Raw genomic sequence first — 15,759 nt, 5'->3', positions numbered from 1 at the left:
GCATGCCTCCTATAGTTTTTTCAAAATCTTGTACAACTCTTCATCAAGAATCTTGTTCCAATCATGGTTTATTTCCTTGCCTGCTTTGTCGAAGATGTTGAATCCAAGAACGTAACCTAGTTCTTTCTTGTCTGGTTCAGGCCCGACCATTCGATGGCCATACTCCAGTAAGTGGGCGTGTGGTGATCGAGAATAGGTTCGTACTTTGTACTCCTTTCCTTTCACCCACACTTTGCCTCGCTTGATGGATTTAAAATAGTTTCCCGTGTCTTCAACAACCGATTGCTTTGCCTTGCGTAGAACAATCTTTCGAGCATGGTTACCAGATCGCATCATGAGCCTTCTGGCTTCCTTTGGAAAGTGCTTCGCCAAATTATCAAGATCGCGGTGAAATGTATCGATATCCTTGTCGTCCACATCGAAGTCAGCCACGGATCTTCAACTCCTGCATCTTCTCTGAGTTCTCTCCTGCGCATGGATCAACTGCCGGATCGTCAAAGAATGTAAAATCAAAATCGTAATGTACCACTTTATCGAAGATGCGAGTGGAATAATCGTCGATCGTAAAAACGCGATCAGCTACGGCAAAATTCAAACTGAACAGTTTTTCAAGCCGATCCTGTACCGCGTATGCCTCTTCCTTGTAATCGTATCGACTGGTCGGGAAAAAGAGTATGCGGCATGTCATGTCCCGCTCTGTACTGAATTGCCCGCCGTCTCCACTATTCGTCTCCAGTGTCACGAAAAAAGAAGGGCGGTCAAACCCTTCTTCAACGTCACTACTTTGGATTGGGATGCTCGGAAACTCCGCATTGAGCTTCTCGTTAATGGCCGTGTTTATCTGAACGCGCGTCAACATGTCATCGTCTCTCCTTGCACATCAGCTGCAGCTCCCGCTTGTTGAAATCAGGATGGATAATGTACATGATCTCAAACGAGACTCCGTGATAGTCAATCATCATCGAAGGCTCAATTCCTTCTCGAAAGCGAATCCGTATGCGCGTGGTAACCGTCGACTCACTTTTCTGCGCGATGAGGGATTCTTGTCCACGGAGTGGTTCTATTGCCGCCCATACCGAAGCATAATCGATCCAGGATTGCTTCTTTTCTTTCATGCTGTTCTCTATCCATGTCTGTTTGCGAATGGTGATCCGTTTATTTAGTCGATTTACTAGGCTCTTGCTTGCCATCGACTTCATCCTCTTTTTTCACTTCATCTTTACCGCTTTTCCCGTTGGGTTTGTCTTTTGGATTCTGATTGGTGGCCTCTTTCGTTTGTGTCGGTTTCGCTTCGACAATAAATCCAAGATCGACCAATTGCTTTGCTCGCTTCTCGTTGTGAGGTTCATGTGGTTCGCCTGGTTTGCAATGCCGGTTGTCTTCGAAACGGTCCAGAAATTCTTTTTGTACCACGTATTTCAATTTATTCACCCCGCTTTAAGCTGTAGAATGATGCTTTGGAGAGCAGAATTGAACCCGTCTACCTTCTCTGACGGGTCACGGTTTTCATAGTGCAGCGCTACGTACAGCATCAACGCTAATTTGTATTGAGTGGATGGTTTTTCTGGTGGTGGCTCCAGAACTCCAGCATTGGTCAGATATTCTCTTGCTGCGCCCATCAACAGAGCGAGGATACTATCATCCTCGCTTCCATCGATTCTTAGATACGTTTTCAGTTCTTCAAGCGTAGGCACGCTTAATTCCCCCATTCATTAGGGAATGGCTACAACTTTGGCGATACGGAAAGCTGACTTCAGTTTGATTTTATGGTCAAACCAGGCAGTCAACACAAACAGTTCTACGCCTGTATTTACGTCTTTATCACGATCATAGATCATCTGAGGATCGAAGTTAAAGTGAGAGAATCGGAAGTCGCCAACGATCGGGTCGGTTGCCGAATCGCAGAAGATAGCTGGTTTGCCAAGAATCTGTTCCGGTTGTGCACTGTAAAGTGTGGCATTGCCGTTCGCCAAAGTCTCCACAATTTCCATGTAATCCGCAAATGTCATAACGATCTTCGCGTTTTCTCGGTAATCTTCATGCAGATCTGCAATGGCTAGTTTGATTGATTTGAATTTGTTCGCAGCTGTTACTTCCTTGATCCCGTTTACAGTTGAGTAAAAAGACATGTGTTCTTCACCGGTTTTTGGGGTTTTTGTAAAAGCGACTTTCTTTTCCTTTGCCGCTAGTCCACTTTCTAGGGCTTGGTCTACAGTTTGAACAAGATTCGTATCGGTTGCTGCCAAGATAGTTTCTGAAATAGGTACCTTCACCTTGAACTTGAAACGACCGAAACTCACAACATCACCATCGGCTTTCAATTCCTTTGCTGTTTCTGTATCCGCAATAAAGTTATCGTCATCCAAGGTGAAGGTGATTTTTGGAATCTCAAGATTGGTCACGCTGGTTACCGTAGAGTTACCACGTAAAGGATTCTTTACAAACGGTTCGTGAAGAAGATCATTTGTCATCGTCTTTGGCAAGAATTTCTCGCCGCCAGTGTTGTTTTTGTCACCAAGTATTTGCAATGCTTCAGTTGATACTGCTTGTTGACGAATAGTCCCACGGACTAATTCTGCCTTGGCAGCCATTTTTTGTTGAGCCGGATCGGTAAGTGCTTGAAGATTTTTGTCTGTGTGAAGTTTGGCCAACTGTTCAGCTTCTAACGTATCATGCTGCTGTTTTACAACATCAAAGCGAGTTTTCAAGTCTTCTTTTGATCTCTGAAGCGTTTGGATTTCTTCCATAGATGCAGAAGGATCGATCGCCTTTGCTGCCAAATCATATTCAGTCTTTTGCAGTTGCTGTCCGATCGTTACGAGATTTTGCTTCAATTCGTAAAGTGTTTTTTTCATTGATAGATTCCTCCTAAAATGGTTTCGATGTAGGTTGCGCCCGCTTTAGCTTCGACCGCTATTTTCTCGCGCTCTGTCATGTTTAAGGAACTCGTCTTTGATGATTGATGAGGGTTTAAAAGTTGTGCAGGTATGCCGTTATAACTTTGGAGTAATTCCATATCTGCACATGCGACCGCGTCTTTTTCTTCTTCCAAAACGGTAATGTTAAACAATTCAGCCGCTTCATCTGCATCCAGCCAGTTGTCTTTACCGTCTAGCAACTCACTCACCTTGTCCTCTGTTAAAAGCACTGTTCCTTTGGAAAGGTACGCTGGCCTGCAAGTCTTCAACTCGGTTTTGTCTAACCAATCTGCTTGTTCGCGGCAATCCACAGCGTTTGCACCCCACAAACTAATCATTGGCTTGTGGATCATCAAGAAGGTGTTTTTGTACATGTAGATGTTGTCTGCCTTCATGATCAGAAAAGAGGCGGCACTTGCTGCCACACCGTCTACATAAGCGTTGATCGTTAAACTGGATCTTTTGCGTTCTAGCTGATTCATCATGGCGATAGTCGTAAACACCGATCCGCCTGGAGAATTGACATACATGTTCAATGTTTTAACGCTCTTCGGAAGGTTATCCATTGCCTGAGTAAACTCGGTGATCGTGATGTCCGCTTCGTTCCATTTGTATCCGCTGACGATCGCTCCATAAATAAAAAGATCCGCTGACTTCTCGTCTTTTGCGGACCGTAAATCCCAAAATTTATTCGGTTTTGTCACTGATTTTCACCCCCTTTCTGAATGCTGGGTCCATATTAATTGGATACATGTCTCCACTAATCCAAAGTTGATCAGCTGCTCCATCTTCTGGTGGAAAGTCTTCCAGTGCCCTTACTTCATTTGGTTTTATCCCGCCACTCCTGAGAAGTACCTGATACAGTTGTGTTCTTGCCGCTGTGTCACCACGAAGTAGACCACCCAGGTTGAACTTGAAGTAATATCCTTCTTGTCTTTCTTGTGCAGTTAACAGCTTCTTGTTGAACTCCTGCTCGTACTGTCTAACAATTGGGGTCAGAGTCATTTGAACAAATTGGATCATCATTTGTTCGTTAGAGGAATAACCCTGCCCCTCCGTGTCATTAAGAAATGATACTGGTGCATTAAAAACGTTGGCCACTCTGGTTTTCGTAATGCGTTCCGAAGCCAATGTGTCAGATGCGTAATATTTCCTCTCAATGTTGTCCAACTTTACGCCTGGCTCCCTAAACAGAATGCCGCCATTTTCTTGATAAAAACGTTTAAAATCATCAATGATACGTTGTCTTCTGTCAGGGTCTACATTCGCTTGATACTCCAAGATAAAGCTGTCTTTCTTCTGCATCTCGGACAGGCTGAATTCTTGAACTGCCTGATCGTATTTCAATGTATTGCTCAATACTTTAAGTGGGCTTATTCCCTCCCACCTTGATGCGCCGGTAATATGCTTTACATGGATGAGATTCATGTTGTGGATGTAATGCGTCTTATCTAAAGCGCGAATTTGATACCACAAATGTTGGTCGTCTGAGTTGATAAACGGGGTTACGTATACTGAATCTATTGGAATTATGGACGAAACCTGCATCCTGATGTCTCGCTCAATTACCGCATATCCATTTCCGGTTTCGTTCCTGGAGACTTCCAATTTATTTATCAGGTCAAAACCAGACATATTGGGATTTGGATTGTTGATGAGTAGATCAGCTGTCTGATTCATTTCTGTTTCGAAATTTTTGTGTAGTTTCAGTGGCAAAGAAGAAAGAGTATTTGCCAAACGAGAGATAATGCTGAAAATCGTCTCGTTAGTTGCTAATTTCGAATTATCAATTCCCCAAAAGCGGCGTCCTAACCATGATGAGAAGTCAAAGCCTTCCCCTTTCCATCCGGAAATAGCCGCTTTAGCTGAAGCTTTCAAACGGTCAAACCATTTCAAATTCTCACCTCCCCTCACCGTTTGAATAAATCATTCACTGAAACGAATTCCACGTTACCGTCTCCTTGCACCTTAACGAATTTTTTCATAATCTCGGTGTGAGCATTCAAAAAGGCCGCAAACCCGTCAATTTTACGGTAGCGACCCACTTTGGTTGGTATTTTGTTGCGATTACGGTCCTCGACCATCTTCACATTATTGATGTACCACCGAAAAAGGCGGTTGTTGTTGAAGATTACATTCCCATCCAGAAATCGCTCTTTCATGTCGTCGACAGCCGGACCCAGTGTCAAATAGCCTTGACGGACCACTTCAGTTGCGAACCCATAATTGTTTAGTGACTCTATCAATCCAAACGCTTTTGCCGGGTCATAAGTGATCTTTTCAATGATAAATCGCTTCGATTGCTCCACAAACCAGTCAAACACGTACTCTTTTTTTACGTAATCACCAGGAATGATTGTGAGCAAACCAAGCTCTTCATACTCCCGGTACGGGATCTTTTCGTTACCCTCCAGGACCTTTCTCATCGGAACCCATGAATGCTCAATAACGAACACTTCTCCAGTATCGACAAGTGGGAATTCCAAGCAAGCGCTGGTGAAGTCCTCTGTATCCGACAAATCAAACCCACCAACACAAGGAATGCTGGCAAAGTCTGTTGGGTTTCGTTCCTTGTCATTCTTCTTGATCGTCTCATAATCCAGAAACGACTCTTCTGAACCGTTGACGAACTTATTGAACCTTTTTGTAATGAAGTCTGTTCGCTCAGAAGGAGTTCGTTTCGCTTTTTCCCAGTCCTCAACCATATCGGATAATTTAATGGATACACCGAGGTTCGGGTTTGCCTTAATCCATGTTTCTGGCTTATCAAACTCTTCTTCATCATCCAATTCAGCGAGAAAATAGAATGTTCGCTCATCCGTAATAACGCCGTTCAAAACGTCATCGCCTTGTTCATAGTAGTTGATCAGAGGGCCATCTAACTGGTATCCGGCTGTTGTAATGTAAATTAGTAAAGGCTGGTCCCTTGAACCACGCGAGTTTTTGATGACGTTTATCAATTTGTAATCCTTGTACTCATGTATTTCATCAAATATACCGATATGCGTATTCAATCCATCCAATTTTTCCGAGTCAGATGCCTGTGGTTCAATTTTGGAAAATGCCTTGTCGTAGTGAATGGCGTCTCTTAATGTACGGAACCGTTTTTTGAGTTTTGGAGACGCTTTGATCATCGCTTGCGCTTCGTCAAACAACAACCGCGCCTGCTTCATGGAGTTGGCTAACAAAGGTATGTCAGCGCCATTTTCTCCATCTTTGCTGACTCCATAAAGAGAGACGCCTGAAATCTTTGTTGTTTTGCCGTTCTTCCTACCGACAAAAACGAACCCCTCTTTAAATCGTCTGAGCCTTGTTTCCTTATGAACCCAGCCAAACAGGTTCCCTAGAATAAAATGTTGCCAGGGCTGTAATACCAGCTGCTTGAAATTTCCCTTTGATGGTTTGCAGTATTTTTCAATAAATCGGATTGGCCTATGTCCCATTGCCAAATCGAATACGTAGGGAAATGATTCATCTTCAGACCGCTTCAGATCATTTAAATGACGTTGACAAGCCAGCTTCACTTTTTGTCCAGCAATGATTTTTCCTTTGACAACTTGTTCAGCGTACCAGTTCGTAAGGAGTTCTGGCGACGGGTTCGATAATGCATGAATGGTTCCATGTTCATTAAAAATCGTCGAAGTCGTCGTCATCACCATTCACAACCTTTTTACGTTGCGCAGGAGTCAACCCCAATGACTTCAGCAGATTGTTCAGCGTCTGAACTGTTTTAGTCAATTCGATCGATAGAGGGTTTTTGACCATGTTCTGCGCTCCGGCTTTGTTCGTGTACTCGTACATGAGATCTGATTGTTTTACTTCTTTTTGCAGACGTCGATAAAATTGGTGCGTCTCGACATACAGCTTGATAAGTTCCTCATCAGATTCTTTATAATCGTCGCCCAAATAATCTCGAATGACTTTCGATGTCGGTATTGCCATTTCGGATACCCCCCTTTCATGAAAAATTGTCCGCGTTGCAAACGAAGGAGCCGAGCCGGTCTCCAGAGATCAGCCTTCCAGCTTTGATGCCAGGGGGGCTATCATCAGGCATGCCCCGCTCTCACCACACCTCTTCGTTCATTCTGGTTTTGATTACAGCAGCCTTGTGCTTCTTCTCTGGCTCCCGCTTCCCGCTCCCTTTCTCAGGATGCTCCTTGTTGTGGCATGCAGGACAGATGCTCTCCAGGTTGTCTGTATCTAGCGCCAGCTCTGGCGCCTCATCCAATGGCTTGAGATGGTGAACCGTGTTTGCCGCTGTCAGTTTGTTTTTCTTCAAACATTGCTGGCACAAATGGTTATCTCTGAGCAGAACATACTCCCTACACTTCAACCATGCTCTGCTTCTGTAGAATGGCTTGGTTTCTTTCTTGTATCTGCTCATAAGTGACCACCTTCAAAACGCATAAATATACATCTCCGATTGAATAGATACACCCTTTGATATGACTGCGTTTTTATCATGTTTTTTCGCCTTGTTTCTCTGCATTTCGTATGACTAATGCATATTTATTGAATGACACATATCTAAATAGAGTGTTTCATTGATCGAGCTGTTTCAAAACCTTGTCCTGTCTAGGTTTTCAGTACATAATCATTTCGAATGAAACATTTATTCAAAGAAGGTCATTTAGATCTTGAGCTTGAAGATAGCTTCATCGATTGTGTCCTGTTCAACCCCGATGTATTTCCGAGTAATGCTCACATCAGAGTGGTTGAAAATCTCCCTGAGCATTTCACTGTTATTCGTTTGTTTGTGAAAATGATAGCCAAATGTTTTCCTCATGGTGTGGCAGCCGATACTCTCAAGATCAAACTCGTCGGCAACAGCCCGTAAAATCTTGTAGGCCATCTCTCGCTTGATCGGCTTATTCTTGCCTTTTCGACTTTTGATCAAATATTCGTGGTCCTGCTTATCAACCAGGTATGATTTGAGTATCGCCTTTAGTTTGGGATGGATGGCCATGCTCTTTAATTTCTGGGTTTTCGTTTCCCGCAAACTGATACGGTCCTTCTTCACATCTCCGACCTTGAGTTGCAGAATATCTGAAATACGCAGCCCTGTATAAATGCCTACAACAAAAAGGATGTAATTGCGTGGGTTCGTTTCCTTCAGATGAATCTTGATGCCATCGATGATCTCTTGGTCTCGGATCGGCTGGACAAAATTCATTATCACCACCTCGAACATGCTCATTTTCATTTACGAGAATAAAAGAAAAACGGAGAAAACGGGAGATCGTACATCCACCCCTGTTTACTCCGTTTTGTCCACGCTCGGTGGACGTTTTATGCTTATTTGCTACAAAGAAAAAAGCCGTAATCGCGGATAATCGTCGAAAACGGCTGAAAATCGGGTTTTGACCACCTGTTTACCATAATACCTATTATCGGACGCAAATTTTATCTGCTACCTAATACCCCGATCCGTCATGATTGTATAACGTCCAGGACTCCTTCCAAATTCTCCGTCTCTCCGCTCGACTCAATTTCGGTGCTGGATTCATGTAGATGTCGGCCCCGCTGTTTGGTTCAAGCTTCTTCTTTGTTGCACTCTTCCGAAACAAGTTCATAATGGCTTTTACCATGTGGATCATCCTCTCCAGTTAAAATTGTTTTGGCGTCGTCTTGGTTGCACTCATCAAGGTGTTTGAACAGCTCCTCACGATTTTCAATTGTCACCAAGCAACCAGGACAACAATACATCAGCTTTGCTCCTTCTTATTAAGTAGCTTCCGACCTTCTCCACCTACAAACCTGCTTATCACTTCATCGTTCTCTAGTTGTATTACAAAGCGTGCTGCGTCGGGCGTGCTGATTTTGAAATGCTGTCTAATTGCCATCACACTAATAGCTGAGTCGTGCTTTCCCAAATGGAGTACGTAGTTTTTTACCCGATCATAGCTTGGCAGCTCTGGAGTATTCAATCGAATCTCTCCCTTCATAACGCCTTCATGCCCTTAACGGCATGACCAATTTTCACGCATGGCATCCGGAGGCAGTGAATGACGTTGCCGGTATCCTTGCCCCAGACACACTTCATGCAATTACTTCTCACAAATGTTTGAGAAACGATTACTTTATCTTTTTTCAAGGTCATACCCACCTCCTGACGTTGCTGTTTTGAAGCACACGGAACAATGCATGAAAAGTCATTTTGTAGTCAAACCCTGTTCCTTGTGTTCAATGAATCGATCGCGCTCAGCTTCTCATCCAGGCAGAATGGTCAATGATCCACATGAGTGCGACCATACAATACGACAAACAGCGACGATCAGCAGAAAATCCGCTTTCGCGCAATGTCTCCCCGTACCATATCGCCGCCACTCACTCCTGATTGTTATCAGAGTGCATGCATTGTGTTAATTCACATCATGCGCGCTAGGACTCCAACTGTTCTGCCTGGTTCGACCACAGCCTTCATCGTCCATTCGATACATACCGGTACGCCATTGATAAGGGATAGGCGGTGTCTCCCAAGGAGTTATCCTTGTATCCAGAGTACCGATTTCCCGCTTTTAAAACGTCCAGCATTTTGTCCGGTTTTTATCCTTGATTTTGTCCGGTTTTTGTCGGGTTTTTCTTGCTGTTTTTAACAAAAAAACAGCACTCAGATAATCCTAAGTGCTGTTGCAATTTGAAAGATCGCATCCCGTTTCTTTATGTAATACTGGTCCTTAGTCAGGCCTAGATCCAGGTATATGTTAATGTCATTGTTTCTACATGGACTTAGGTACTTTTCTTCGATGATTTTTCGTTCCATCTCATCGAGTGTGAATTGCAGAGCGCGCTCGATTTGTCTTACTTTTACTTCATTCTTGGTTTCGGACTTTTGTAGCGAAGGAAAAAGGTTGGATACTCCTTCCTGTTCCTGTTCCTGCTTGTTCTGGACGGCCACCCGAAGTGCTTTGTACGCCTTCAGTTCTTTGACTACAGCTTTCCTCACTGCTTTTTCATTTACCGGGTCCAAGAATGACAATTGTTCAGCTCCCATGTCCATCCTCCCTCTGCTGGGTATTGTTTGATTTTGGGCTTTGCAGTAGCTCCCAGCATGGGGGCTTTCTGTCTTTAAGCCGTTACTCCTGTATGACCAAATCCGCCTGTGCCGCGTGCAGATTCTGATAGCTCGTCCACTACTTCAAATTCGGCTTTCGGCACTTTTGCCAAGACGCCCTGGGCTATCCGATCACCCTTCTTTATGACATATGCACCCTCGATGCAGCTTGTTTTTGTCCGGACTACTTCATTATCTAGAGATTTCCCCATGAATGACCCTGTATTGTCTTTTGTCAATTTCTCAGGCCGCTTGTTGGTGTTATCAAAAAGGACGCCTATTTCCCCGCGAAAACCGCTGTCGATCGTTCCTGGTGCATTGCTAATGCGGAGTTTTGTTTTGGCTCCAATGCCTGACCTTGGACGAACCTGAATCTCATAACCTTCTGGAACTTCCATCGCGAGCCCTGTAGGTATTTTTGCGCTTTCTCCTGGTTGAATGATTGTTTCCTCTACCGCAACGAAATCGAATCCTGCATCTCCATTCTTTGCGTATGCTGGTATCACAGCATCTGGATGAAGCCTTTTTACCTTAATATTTATCATCGTATTTGCTCCTTTCTCAAACTCAATGGTATGAAAATCCAGAATCTAGTTAATACTGATAATGGAACCAACACAAATGTATCTGGAGTACCGGAAGGTCGTTAAGCCGTCGTTTTAAACCCTGCATAGGTGAGACTGCCGACTCGTAGGAACGATACCATAAGACTGTATTGTTAACGTTAAAGCAGGGGCGTTAAGGTTGTTTGTGATGCCGATCCAGGGCACTGGACGGCTGTTTGTGCTGTACACAAGAAATAGTATGTTAAATTAACCAATACCACTTTCCATGTTTCTTGAACTCTTTGAAGTCATGATCGCTTTGTTCAAGATTGTCCCAATATTTAGCATAAGCTTGAGCTGCATACACCGTATCACCGTCTGTCGACGTAGCTAAAACTTTATGGCCAAGTTGATACTTTAGCATAGCTACATCAAATGATACTGGGACTGCATTTTCTGGTATACAAATGCTTTGCTTCTCCACCTGAATCCCCCCTCATCACACTTTGTAGCGTGTTTATTACAATTCCAAACCTCTGGTCTTCACAATCTCCAACGCTTGAACTTCCGTAAAACCAGCTGCTACCAATGAGTCGAACCTTGCTTTATAGACTTTGGCAGACTCTACAAAATACTTGATTTGGAATGGCGCCCGGTTAATAAAGTCATCTAGTATCATTTGTAGTTCAATTGGTGAAAGTTTTCCGCTTGGTTGATCCATCCATTAGTTCCTCGCCTTCTCACAATTTAAGTGTAATTAATACCCACCTTCGCTTTCTCGTAGCCACTCTTTAAAAGCAACTTGAGCTTTAGCAAAGGCCAAATCCATATCGCAGTCTTGAACATTAATAATGGCTTCTCCGCGCCTATGATGAGTTGTTTTGTAACCAATTCTGATGCACCAATCCATAATGCTCGAATGATAAATTTCTAAGTACCAATCACCTTTGTTCGCTTCATCATAAAATCTTACGAACTCGTGCATACCTTCTGCTCACCTCATCACAATTTCTCTTTTGTTAAGCAGCAGATAGCAGCTCAGGGTTCTCATAGATGTTGCCGATGACTTCCCAGTCGCTAATTTCGTTATGTTTGGTGGCAATCACATGTAAGTATGGCGCCCACTTTTGACCAGTTTCGAGGAAGAAAGCGCCTTTTTGCCTAACTACATAGCCGCGAATAGAAGAACCCTCAACACAATCAGCCGTGATATCACCTTCATAAACATCTTTGTCGTTCTTATCTCGAAGACCAATTGACTGTCCAACAGTTTCAGGGATGACTTGATACGTAGTGCTCTGGTAACCTGTCCCAACTGTGCGCTTCCACTGTGTAATAAAGCAATCTCCGTTGTCTGCTACGATCAGACTACCGTATACCCATTTTGGCAAGCACTCGATGCCGTTTTCTGTAATGGCCTTACCCCGAAACTTGATCTCACGTCCTGCTTGCATCCCGTTCCCCTCGCTTTTCCCATTCTCCGGTACCTTCACATTGACCGCATCGAGTGAATTCCAGTGGCCCCTCATCGTTTACTGGGAATGGATCTTCACCAGTTCCCCAGCAGCAACTACATACTGTGTCGCTCATCGAGATCATTACCACGTTAGGCTGTAGCCAATTATCACTGGCAAGAATGTGTGACACTCTTCGCGTCTCAACTTCACCCGTATACTCATCTTCCTGTGGATCATACTCGCGAAGTACCAGCACATCCCCCGGCTGATAGTTCCGATCATTCAGCCGCAGCTCGGCGGTTTTGATGCCTGCCCGAACATCGCGAAAATGCTCGGGCCATGTTTTCAGATCGTGAATCATGCCATTCCCCTCCCTATGGAGCCATGTCGCTCATGTGTTGAGCGCAGTCTTCGCATTCAAAATTTTCATCATCAAGCTTTAGGAGTCTTTTACCATCAATAAAGTTCTTGCATGCCACACATTGCTTGCTGTCGTCCTTCTCATCAAACGGTCCAATGTCTTCTCCGTAGCTGCCCAAGTAAACTCCACGATCATGGTTCCAGCAGTTCTTGCACATCTTCTTTCCTGGAGCAAAGTCGAACATGTGTGACGGTCGCAGATTCTTTGCTATCTCGCCGCACCATCCGCATTCGCCGCCGTTTTCATACTCAGCCTGAATTTTCTCCAGTTGTTCCGGTGTCAGCTCCACCGTCCCGACGATCTCTGCTTCCCCGATCTCGATGCGATTCGGTAACCCATCGTATGCGTATTGATAAAGTGGGTCTTGTTCGTCGCATCCCATATGGATGTAAAGCCGATCTTCCACTAGCAACAGGTTATAAGTCGTCATCCAAAACACTCCCAGGAATAATTTTCGGAATAATTTGAGTCTATTTTGACAAGTCACTACATGATTTCAAGTTGCAGCTTCTTCCGCCGCTCTGAGAACAGCTTCGCCTTGGCCTCTTTCCGATCTACCGGGTGAATTGGACGGCCTATGCAGCAAATCCTAATGTCCGTTCCTACTAGTGAAATATCAGTGTACTCGACCAGCTTGTATAACTGTCCCTTGTGCCATTGAGTGACACCTAACACAACGGACTTTATAAGGTCGCTGTCATGCTTTAGGATTACTTCAAACACTGATTCGCGCGGCTGTTTATATGCATTTTTCTTTGAGATGAAGTCAGTTTGGGATAGGTCTTGGCATGTGTACCAAATTGTTAATGTGGAGCCCCAAAGGTCAAAACGTTCAATTCCGATAACCAGCAAGTCTATTTCCCTTACCCGAATTACGTCCCCAACCTTGTGTGGTTGACGAAAGAGTCGGAATTCAGATTTAACCGTTACAATTAATCGATCTGCTGCCACCTCTTTCCCTCCCTGGGTACAAACGTAATGTTGAAACGCTCCTTCAAGTTGCAGGAGTGGTGTATTTACTTATGAAACGTCCTCAACAGGCATCCAAGTTTCGTACTCTCCACTGTTGAATGAAAGTCGCAGCGAGTCATTTCTTTTGCCGATTATCTCACCTGTTTTTCCATACAGCTTCCCATGGCTTGTGCTAATCACTTCGACTGTATCCCCGATCTCAAAGTCATTAATACCCATCTAATTCACTCCTTATCAAAAGTAATGAAGTGTTAAATTACTTTCTGTTCCGCAGCCGTTCTTTTATCGCTTGGCGCTCCTCGTCTTGCTGTCTTCTAAACTCTTCCAACTTCTGCTGCTTAGTTCTGTACTGTGTCCACGACTCATGAATAGCAGCTAAGTGCTTTTCTTCAAACTTCCTAGTGAGCAGTTTTTCATACAGATATGGGGCTAGATTTGATCCGATGCTCTCAAACTTACCTACGACGACTGGAGTTGGGTCGGAATACCAATCAATCACATCGAAGATGTACTTTGATTCTTTCGTAATCTTCCTTTTCTCAGAATCAGTCGGTAGATATTGGTTACCAATTTCATTTGGTTGATTTTGGTTTCTTATTTCTAAAGCTTGATTTTGGTTGCCTGTTGACTCTATATGAATTTGGTTACTGTTTTCATCCAATTGATTCTGGTTACTATTATCTTCTGCTTGATATTGGTTACTAGAATCTAACGTTTGATTTTGGTTACCATTAACTTTTTCCCAGAGATGACTAATGCACTCTGTAAAAGAACCGAACCCATCTGCGTAGTCCCAAAACTCTTGAGGCATATTAACCGATACCTTCCGCATGACCCCGACCTTTTTCCGTCCTGATCCTTCTCGCTTGCCGCCACGTTTAGACATGATTATCACTCCACTTTGATTTTGGTTACCATTATCATACAATCAAATCGGTAGTTTTGTAAATGATTTTAGTTACCGTTATCAAAATGGTGATTTATCACATCGATTGGTTTGTAAACTACTCCGCGCACTCACTGCAAACATTTCGACTATGCCCGCAATCTGAGCAAATGGGGACACGTTTTTCGTGCATTTTTTCTTTCAGCCTGAGAAGCTGCGTAATCACTGCGTCAATCGACTTTGGATTACTGAACGTGATGTGTCCCAGTGTTCCTTTCTCGATCTCTTCGTCCGATAAATCGCAGTCCATATCGACAGCAACTGGATATTCAATCGCGCGCTTCACGAAAGAGATTCCGTTGTGCTGTCTATCTTCTCTATCCGAACAAAACATCACCGCAACATCGCCCTTGCCCATTGAAATATGCACCATTAATTCCTCCTTGTTTTACAAATCGTGTGTTTTGTTTAGTTCTCGTCTGGATCGCACTCCGGGCAGCATTCGTTTTCATTGCAGGTGCAAGCTTCTTCTTCGATTGGCAAAACAGTTGCTGTGTAATAATTGTCGATAACGATATCCAACAGTGAAAACGGTATGATCGTATCTGCTTGAATCCCTTCTTCCGAATAAAGGCACGGCTCTTTCTTTATGTTTCTAACGATGCATTGTCCGTCTTCGTAGTTATTTTTCACATGAATTGCGAAGTCTTCTTTATCTTTGAATTGACTTGCCAATCCATATACTTTCTCGCCATCTTCTGACCAGAACAAAGATTTTTCATAATCAACCATTTCCCATTCCCCTTCCTATTTTTCAAAGTTACCGTTTTGTATAGTCGTCCTCTGTGAAATCCCAATAGGTGTCTCCGGTCGGGACCTCATTGTCGTCCTCATCGTATTTCATAACTGCTTTTTCTGTATCGTGAGAGTAGAAGTGCTTTTGGATTTTTGCAATTATAACTTCTTCATCTGTTGAAAACTCACCCTCTTCTCTTACATAACGTTCGACAGCAGACTTTGCATTTTCGTAATCCTTTAACGCATCATCGTAAGACTCGTATGTTCCGATCAGACCATCTTCGTTATCCCAGACAATCCAGTGCTCGGTTTTTCCAAATACCTCCGGTTCCAGCGCCCTGAGCAATCGTTCTGCATCCATTGCGGTTCCTTCTCCGTTCAAAACTCTGTCGCGGAACTCGTCGTCAATTGGTCCCCACAAGACGAACTTTCCTTTTTCATATCCATCTGCGTATTTCTCACCAAACGCTAAGGCAAGTACACAAAACGAATCATCGTCGCCATATCTTTGGATTACATCTTCAGTTACACCAACAGCATTGAGCTTTTGACGAACTTCCTCGCTATTGTCAACGAGAAGGTACGCATCATCGCCACCGTTCATATCAACTACTTTCAGACTGTTCAAAACGTCCAAGATTGCTTGTCTATTCATTGTCTTTCCTCCCTAACTATTTTGTTAAATCTGATTGACCAATTGATTTGTTG

The 15,759-nt window shown here is 43.7% G+C and carries 26 protein-coding genes; all 26 read right to left on the bottom strand.

Annotated elements, in window-relative coordinates; genetic code table 11:
* Positions 1 to 9: 9 nt before the first annotated feature.
* Complete coding sequence (locus HP399_RS30755) at positions 10 to 432, bottom strand: HK97 gp10 family phage protein (RefSeq protein WP_173621148.1); 423 nt, start codon at positions 430 to 432, stop codon at positions 10 to 12.
* A complete protein-coding gene (locus tag HP399_RS30750; RefSeq protein ID WP_173621147.1) occupies positions 425 to 859 on the bottom strand; it encodes a phage tail terminator family protein in 435 nt (144 codons plus the stop codon). The genes HP399_RS30755 and HP399_RS30750 overlap by 8 nt, the downstream gene beginning before the upstream one ends.
* Position 860: 1 nt before the next feature.
* Positions 861 to 1,190, bottom strand: coding sequence for a phage head closure protein (locus HP399_RS30745; RefSeq protein WP_173621146.1), 330 nt, complete (start codon positions 1,188 to 1,190; stop codon positions 861 to 863).
* Complete coding sequence (locus HP399_RS30740) at positions 1,156 to 1,422, bottom strand: hypothetical protein (RefSeq protein ID WP_173621145.1); 267 nt, start codon at positions 1,420 to 1,422, stop codon at positions 1,156 to 1,158. The genes HP399_RS30745 and HP399_RS30740 overlap by 35 nt, the downstream gene beginning before the upstream one ends.
* 5 nt (positions 1,423 to 1,427) lie before the next feature.
* Positions 1,428 to 1,694, bottom strand: a complete 267-nt coding sequence (locus HP399_RS30735; RefSeq protein WP_228088580.1) for a head-tail connector protein — start codon at positions 1,692 to 1,694, stop codon at positions 1,428 to 1,430.
* 18 nt (positions 1,695 to 1,712) lie between these two features.
* Positions 1,713 to 2,855 (bottom strand): phage major capsid protein, encoded by a 1,143-nt coding sequence (locus HP399_RS30730; RefSeq protein ID WP_173621209.1) that lies wholly within the window; start codon positions 2,853 to 2,855, stop codon positions 1,713 to 1,715.
* Positions 2,852 to 3,622, bottom strand: coding sequence for a head maturation protease, ClpP-related (locus HP399_RS30725; RefSeq protein ID WP_173621208.1), 771 nt, complete (start codon positions 3,620 to 3,622; stop codon positions 2,852 to 2,854). Before HP399_RS30725 ends, HP399_RS30730 begins: the two co-directional genes overlap by 4 nt.
* Positions 3,606 to 4,814: a phage portal protein gene (locus tag HP399_RS30720; RefSeq protein WP_173621207.1), complete on the bottom strand. Its 1,209-nt coding sequence runs from the start codon at positions 4,812 to 4,814 to the stop codon at positions 3,606 to 3,608. The genes HP399_RS30725 and HP399_RS30720 overlap by 17 nt, the downstream gene beginning before the upstream one ends.
* A 14-nt stretch (positions 4,815 to 4,828) precedes the next feature.
* Complete coding sequence (locus HP399_RS30715) at positions 4,829 to 6,571, bottom strand: terminase large subunit (RefSeq protein WP_173621206.1); 1,743 nt, start codon at positions 6,569 to 6,571, stop codon at positions 4,829 to 4,831.
* Positions 6,546 to 6,860: a P27 family phage terminase small subunit gene (locus HP399_RS30710; protein WP_173621205.1), complete on the bottom strand. Its 315-nt coding sequence runs from the start codon at positions 6,858 to 6,860 to the stop codon at positions 6,546 to 6,548. Before HP399_RS30710 ends, HP399_RS30715 begins: the two co-directional genes overlap by 26 nt.
* Before the next feature lie 121 nt (positions 6,861 to 6,981).
* Positions 6,982 to 7,302 carry an HNH endonuclease gene (locus tag HP399_RS30705; RefSeq protein ID WP_173621204.1) on the bottom strand — a complete coding sequence of 107 codons (321 nt, stop codon included), beginning with the start codon at positions 7,300 to 7,302 and terminating at the stop codon, positions 6,982 to 6,984.
* 246 nt (positions 7,303 to 7,548) lie between these two features.
* The gene (locus HP399_RS30700) at positions 7,549 to 8,091 is read right to left on the bottom strand and encodes a site-specific integrase (protein WP_173621203.1); all 543 of its coding nucleotides are present in this window, start codon (positions 8,089 to 8,091) and stop codon (positions 7,549 to 7,551) included.
* 1,437 nt (positions 8,092 to 9,528) lie between these two features.
* Complete coding sequence (locus tag HP399_RS30695) at positions 9,529 to 9,912, bottom strand: ArpU family phage packaging/lysis transcriptional regulator (protein WP_173621202.1); 384 nt, start codon at positions 9,910 to 9,912, stop codon at positions 9,529 to 9,531.
* Positions 9,913 to 9,986: 74 nt separating this feature from the next.
* Positions 9,987 to 10,517 carry a dUTP diphosphatase gene (gene dut, locus HP399_RS30690; RefSeq protein ID WP_173621201.1) on the bottom strand — a complete coding sequence of 177 codons (531 nt, stop codon included), beginning with the start codon at positions 10,515 to 10,517 and terminating at the stop codon, positions 9,987 to 9,989.
* Between the two features lie 262 nt (positions 10,518 to 10,779).
* Positions 10,780 to 11,001 (bottom strand): hypothetical protein, encoded by a 222-nt coding sequence (locus HP399_RS30685; RefSeq protein ID WP_173621200.1) that lies wholly within the window; start codon positions 10,999 to 11,001, stop codon positions 10,780 to 10,782.
* A gap of 36 nt (positions 11,002 to 11,037) precedes the next feature.
* Entirely contained in the window at positions 11,038 to 11,238 is a 201-nt protein-coding gene (locus HP399_RS30680) for a hypothetical protein (protein WP_173621199.1), read from the bottom strand.
* 36 nt (positions 11,239 to 11,274) lie between these two features.
* A complete protein-coding gene (locus HP399_RS30675) occupies positions 11,275 to 11,502 on the bottom strand; it encodes a hypothetical protein (RefSeq protein WP_173621198.1) in 228 nt (75 codons plus the stop codon).
* 34 nt (positions 11,503 to 11,536) lie between these two features.
* Positions 11,537 to 11,971, bottom strand: coding sequence for a YopX family protein (locus HP399_RS30670; protein ID WP_173621197.1), 435 nt, complete (start codon positions 11,969 to 11,971; stop codon positions 11,537 to 11,539).
* Entirely contained in the window at positions 11,955 to 12,335 is a 381-nt protein-coding gene (locus HP399_RS30665; RefSeq protein ID WP_173621196.1) for a DUF3850 domain-containing protein, read from the bottom strand. The genes HP399_RS30670 and HP399_RS30665 overlap by 17 nt, the downstream gene beginning before the upstream one ends.
* Positions 12,336 to 12,348: 13 nt before the next feature.
* Positions 12,349 to 12,825 carry a hypothetical protein gene (locus HP399_RS30660; protein WP_173621195.1) on the bottom strand — a complete coding sequence of 159 codons (477 nt, stop codon included), beginning with the start codon at positions 12,823 to 12,825 and terminating at the stop codon, positions 12,349 to 12,351.
* 56 nt (positions 12,826 to 12,881) lie between these two features.
* Positions 12,882 to 13,346: a hypothetical protein gene (locus HP399_RS30655; RefSeq protein WP_173621194.1), complete on the bottom strand. Its 465-nt coding sequence runs from the start codon at positions 13,344 to 13,346 to the stop codon at positions 12,882 to 12,884.
* A gap of 69 nt (positions 13,347 to 13,415) precedes the next feature.
* Positions 13,416 to 13,586: a hypothetical protein gene (locus HP399_RS30650; protein WP_173621193.1), complete on the bottom strand. Its 171-nt coding sequence runs from the start codon at positions 13,584 to 13,586 to the stop codon at positions 13,416 to 13,418.
* Between the two features lie 37 nt (positions 13,587 to 13,623).
* Positions 13,624 to 14,253 carry a hypothetical protein gene (locus HP399_RS30645; protein WP_173621192.1) on the bottom strand — a complete coding sequence of 210 codons (630 nt, stop codon included), beginning with the start codon at positions 14,251 to 14,253 and terminating at the stop codon, positions 13,624 to 13,626.
* 118 nt (positions 14,254 to 14,371) lie between these two features.
* Positions 14,372 to 14,686: a hypothetical protein gene (locus tag HP399_RS30640; protein ID WP_173621191.1), complete on the bottom strand. Its 315-nt coding sequence runs from the start codon at positions 14,684 to 14,686 to the stop codon at positions 14,372 to 14,374.
* Between the two features lie 35 nt (positions 14,687 to 14,721).
* Complete coding sequence (locus HP399_RS30635; RefSeq protein WP_173621190.1) at positions 14,722 to 15,045, bottom strand: hypothetical protein; 324 nt, start codon at positions 15,043 to 15,045, stop codon at positions 14,722 to 14,724.
* A gap of 28 nt (positions 15,046 to 15,073) precedes the next feature.
* Complete coding sequence (locus HP399_RS30630; protein WP_228088584.1) at positions 15,074 to 15,706, bottom strand: hypothetical protein; 633 nt, start codon at positions 15,704 to 15,706, stop codon at positions 15,074 to 15,076.
* Positions 15,707 to 15,759 lie beyond the last annotated feature (53 nt).

This window comes from Brevibacillus sp. DP1.3A (genome assembly GCF_013284245.2).
Taxonomy (GTDB): domain Bacteria; phylum Bacillota; class Bacilli; order Brevibacillales; family Brevibacillaceae; genus Brevibacillus.
Note: the sequence above shows the minus strand (reverse complement) of the source record. Positions and strands in the feature narration are given on the sequence as shown.

Excerpts from the sequence above, each read along its gene's own strand:
- HP399_RS30670 (WP_173621197.1), bottom strand. The coding sequence starts at position 11,971 with ATGCAAGCAGGACGTGAGATCAAGTTTCGGGGTAAGGCCATTACAGAA.
- HP399_RS30635 (WP_173621190.1), bottom strand. The coding sequence starts at position 15,045 with ATGGTTGATTATGAAAAATCTTTGTTCTGGTCAGAAGATGGCGAGAAA.
- HP399_RS30700 (WP_173621203.1), bottom strand. The coding sequence starts at position 8,091 with ATGAATTTTGTCCAGCCGATCCGAGACCAAGAGATCATCGATGGCATC.
- HP399_RS30640 (WP_173621191.1), bottom strand. The coding sequence starts at position 14,686 with ATGGTGCATATTTCAATGGGCAAGGGCGATGTTGCGGTGATGTTTTGT.
- HP399_RS30745 (WP_173621146.1), bottom strand. The coding sequence starts at position 1,190 with ATGGCAAGCAAGAGCCTAGTAAATCGACTAAATAAACGGATCACCATT.
- HP399_RS30715 (WP_173621206.1), bottom strand. The coding sequence starts at position 6,571 with ATGACGACGACTTCGACGATTTTTAATGAACATGGAACCATTCATGCA.
- HP399_RS30710 (WP_173621205.1), bottom strand. The coding sequence starts at position 6,860 with ATGGCAATACCGACATCGAAAGTCATTCGAGATTATTTGGGCGACGAT.
- HP399_RS30645 (WP_173621192.1), bottom strand. The coding sequence starts at position 14,253 with ATGTCTAAACGTGGCGGCAAGCGAGAAGGATCAGGACGGAAAAAGGTC.
- HP399_RS30680 (WP_173621199.1), bottom strand. The coding sequence starts at position 11,238 with ATGGATCAACCAAGCGGAAAACTTTCACCAATTGAACTACAAATGATA.
- HP399_RS30660 (WP_173621195.1), bottom strand. The coding sequence starts at position 12,825 with ATGACGACTTATAACCTGTTGCTAGTGGAAGATCGGCTTTACATCCAT.
- HP399_RS30650 (WP_173621193.1), bottom strand. The coding sequence starts at position 13,586 with ATGGGTATTAATGACTTTGAGATCGGGGATACAGTCGAAGTGATTAGC.
- HP399_RS30675 (WP_173621198.1), bottom strand. The coding sequence starts at position 11,502 with ATGCACGAGTTCGTAAGATTTTATGATGAAGCGAACAAAGGTGATTGG.
- HP399_RS30665 (WP_173621196.1), bottom strand. The coding sequence starts at position 12,335 with ATGATTCACGATCTGAAAACATGGCCCGAGCATTTTCGCGATGTTCGG.
- HP399_RS30705 (WP_173621204.1), bottom strand. The coding sequence starts at position 7,302 with ATGAGCAGATACAAGAAAGAAACCAAGCCATTCTACAGAAGCAGAGCA.
- HP399_RS30730 (WP_173621209.1), bottom strand. The coding sequence starts at position 2,855 with ATGAAAAAAACACTTTACGAATTGAAGCAAAATCTCGTAACGATCGGA.
- HP399_RS30695 (WP_173621202.1), bottom strand. The coding sequence starts at position 9,912 with ATGGGAGCTGAACAATTGTCATTCTTGGACCCGGTAAATGAAAAAGCA.
- HP399_RS30630 (WP_228088584.1), bottom strand. The coding sequence starts at position 15,706 with ATGAATAGACAAGCAATCTTGGACGTTTTGAACAGTCTGAAAGTAGTT.
- HP399_RS30750 (WP_173621147.1), bottom strand. The coding sequence starts at position 859 with ATGTTGACGCGCGTTCAGATAAACACGGCCATTAACGAGAAGCTCAAT.
- dut (WP_173621201.1), bottom strand. The coding sequence starts at position 10,517 with ATGATAAATATTAAGGTAAAAAGGCTTCATCCAGATGCTGTGATACCA.